This is a genomic window from Roseateles sp., from assembly GCF_036486225.1.
Classification (GTDB): Bacteria; Pseudomonadota; Gammaproteobacteria; order Burkholderiales; family Burkholderiaceae_C; genus Roseateles.
The window spans coordinates 1-3,001 of record NZ_DASVNZ010000204.1; the positions used below are offsets into that span (position 1 = coordinate 1).

Consider the following 3,001-nt stretch of genomic DNA (forward strand, 5'->3'; position numbering starts at 1 on the left):
AGGTCGTGCTGCAGAACGCGGGCGCCAACCTGATCGAGGACGGGCAGGGCCTGACCAACTCGCTGGCCGCCGGCTCGCGCGGCAGCATGATCGAGCGCCACCCGGTGCCCGCGCGCAGCGAGGACCCCAGCCCCGGCGATCCGCAGCACGGCTCGACCGATGCGCGCATGGGCCGCCCCAGCCTGGATTCGCCGGAACAGCTGCAGGCGCTGGCGCGCCGCATCGCCGCGCTGGCCAAGGAAGAGGGCCTGGAGGGCCACCTGCGCAGCGCCGTCACGCCGCAGGGCCTGCGGCTGCAGCTGCACGACACGGAGGCCAGCGGCATGTTCGAGCGCGGCAGCGCGCAGCCGGCCGCGCCGCTGCGCGCGCTGCTGCGCAAGCTGGGACCGATGCTGGCGGAGATCCGCAACCAGCTGCTGATCGTCGGCCACACCGATGCGACGGCCTACCAGGACAAGGGCCCGGGCGCCTTCACGAACTGGGCGCTGTCCAGCCACCGCGCGATGGCGGCCCGCCAGGAACTGCTGGTCGGCGGCATGCCCGAGTCCAGCGTGCTGCAGGTCACCGGCATGGCCGATGCCGCGCCGCTGGACCCGCTCGCACCGACCGCCGCGGCCAACCGCCGCATCGAATTGATGCTGCTGACCGCCAGGCAGGCGCAGGCGATCGCCGGGATGTTCGGCCCGGCCGGGCTGCGCGACCCGGGACGCGACATCGACGCTGCCGAGCAGGTGCGCGGCGCGCTGACGAAGGCGCCAGCCACTGGCCCGACCACCGCGGCGACAACAGCGGCGACAACAGCGGCGAATGCGGCGACACCGGCCACGACTCCCGCAGCGCAAGCCGTCCCGGCGGCCTCCCGTTGACGGAGGCCCCATGCGTACCAGATCCAAGGGTGAACGAATGAAGATCACTGGCACCAACCCGCTGAACCCCGCCGCCGGCACGACGTCGGCGACGTCCGTCGACTCGACTGACCGCGCACTCGGCGCGCTCGGTGCGGGGCCGTCGTCCGGCCCGGCAATGCTGGCCGGCGAGCTCGCGAGCGAGGTTCTCAAGCCCGCGCAGGCCGCGCTGGCCGCGATGCCGGAGGTCGACGAGGTGAAGGTCGCCGCGCTGCGCGACGCGCTGGCGAAGGGCGAGATCAAGTTCGACGCGAACCGCCTGTCGCAGCTGATCCAGCGTTATCACGGAGGCCGCGCGTGACCGCCACCTTGACCCGCACGGCGCGCCGCGCCGACAGCACCGCCGCGGTGATGCTGCAGCAGCTCGGCGAGGGCCTCTCGCAGGACCTGCGCGGCTACGAGGCCTTGCGCGAGCTGCTGGACCGCCAGTTCCACGCCGCGTTGCGTCACGAGGCCGAGGCGATGGCGGCGCTGTCCGCCGAGATCCTCGCGCAGGCCGCGGCGATGGAAGCGCAACGCACGCGTCGCCGCGAACTGCTGGTGGGGCTGCTGGGCCGTGCCGCACAGCCCAGCCTGCGCGCGCTGCTGGAGCGCCTGCCCGCCGCGACGGCCGAGCCGATCGCCGCGTCGCGCCGCGCGATCGAGCGCGCGTTGGCCGAGTGCAAGGCGATGAACCTGCGCAATGCGCAACTGATCGGCGAGCAGCAGGCGTTGATGCAGCAGCTGCTGGGCCGCGAGGAGCACATCTATGCGGAACGTTGACCTGCGCGCGGGTGAGTTCCCGTCGCTGGCGACCGGGCCGATCGCGCCAATGCGCGCGGCCAACGCCACGGGCGCCGGTGGCTTCGCCACGCCGCGCTTCGACGCGCTGTTCAATGCGCTGCACCGTGATGTCGTGCGTTACATCGAGCAGGGTGACGGTGGCGCTGGTGGCAGCGCCAGTGGCGGTCTCAGTCCTGAAGGGGCCTGGGGCCGCGCGAGGTCGCTGTCGGTGGCGGGCATGGACTCGGCGCCAGGCACCGGCGGTTCCGCGGACGATGGCGTCAGCGATGCGCAGCGTCAGGCCTTCATCGACGAGGTGCTCCCGCTGGCACGCGGCGCCGGCGCGAAGCTGGGCGTCGCGCCCGAGGTGCTGACCGCGCAGGCCGCTCTGGAAACGGGCTGGGGGCGCTCGCCCATCCGCGCGGCGGACGGCTCGAGCAGCCACAACTACTTCGGCATCAAGGCCACGGGGTGGCAGGGCGCCGTCGCCCAGGCGATGACGACGGAGGTCGAAGGCGGCCTGCCCGTCGCGCGCAGCGAGGCGTTCCGCGCTTACGCGTCCCCGTCGCAGTCCTTCGACGATCTGGCCCGGCTGGTCGGCACCAGCTCGCGTTATCAGGGCGCCCTCAATGCCGGCGCAGATGCGCAGGCCTACGGTGCGGCACTGCAGCGCGGCGGCTACGCCACCGATCCGGCGTATGCACAGAAGCTCGCGCAGGTCGCGGCGCGCGTGACGGCGCAGGCCGGCGCGGTGCCGACGACCACGCCGATGTCGGTCACGACAGGTGCATCGACCCGAGCGGCGGGAGCTTCGAAATGACGATTGCTGTCGTCGTGAAGGCTTCAGCGCAGTTCGGCGGGCTCGACCAGGCCGGCGTCCAGTACGCGCGCCTGGATGACACGACCGCTGGCGTTGTTGCGCACGCGGATCAGGCCCTGGCGCGCGCCGCTGTCGAGCGCCTCGCCGGCGCCTTCGACGCTGACGCCGCTGCGGCTGGCCCGGATGCGCACGGTGTCGCCGCGCTTGACCACGATCGCCGCGGCCAGCAGACGTTTCTGCAGCAGCTGGCCCGGGCGCAGCGTGGTGCGTGCGGCGAAGCCGGGATCAAGTGTGGACAAGGCGTCGGGCGTCTGGCTGATGTCGCGGCGCTGCAGCTGAAGCTGGTCCTCGGTGACCGGCTGACCGCTGGCCACGCCCTGAGTGACGACGAGCACCTCGGCGCTCAGCGTCGCGCGCAACAGGAAGTCCTGCGGCGGCACGCGGGCCGCGTCGTCGGTGCAGCGCGCCACCAGGCGCAGGCGCATCAGGCTGCGGCTGTCCTGCAGCGCGACGT

The 3,001-nt window shown here is 73.0% G+C and carries 5 protein-coding genes; 4 read left to right on the plus strand and 1 reads right to left on the minus strand.

The window, feature by feature from the left end:
- The 4 genes from VF536_RS14190 to VF536_RS14205 all read left to right on the plus strand — a co-directional run.
- The coding region (locus VF536_RS14190) for an OmpA family protein (protein WP_331615507.1) at positions 1 to 866 on the plus strand (866 nt) is incomplete at its 5' end.
- Between the two features lie 37 nt (positions 867 to 903).
- Complete coding sequence (flgM, locus tag VF536_RS14195; RefSeq protein WP_331615508.1) at positions 904 to 1,206, plus strand: flagellar biosynthesis anti-sigma factor FlgM; 303 nt, start codon at positions 904 to 906, stop codon at positions 1,204 to 1,206.
- The gene (gene flgN, locus VF536_RS14200) at positions 1,203 to 1,667 is read left to right on the plus strand and encodes a flagellar export chaperone FlgN (RefSeq protein WP_331615509.1); all 465 of its coding nucleotides are present in this window, start codon (positions 1,203 to 1,205) and stop codon (positions 1,665 to 1,667) included. Before flgM ends, flgN begins: the two co-directional genes overlap by 4 nt.
- A complete protein-coding gene (locus VF536_RS14205; protein ID WP_331615510.1) occupies positions 1,654 to 2,487 on the plus strand; it encodes a glycoside hydrolase family 73 protein in 834 nt (277 codons plus the stop codon). Before flgN ends, VF536_RS14205 begins: the two co-directional genes overlap by 14 nt.
- 23 nt (positions 2,488 to 2,510) lie before the next feature.
- Here VF536_RS14205 and flgA read toward each other — a convergent pair.
- A partial coding sequence (gene flgA / locus VF536_RS14210; RefSeq protein WP_331615511.1) for a flagellar basal body P-ring formation chaperone FlgA occupies positions 2,511 to 3,001 on the minus strand: 491 nt, incomplete at its 5' end.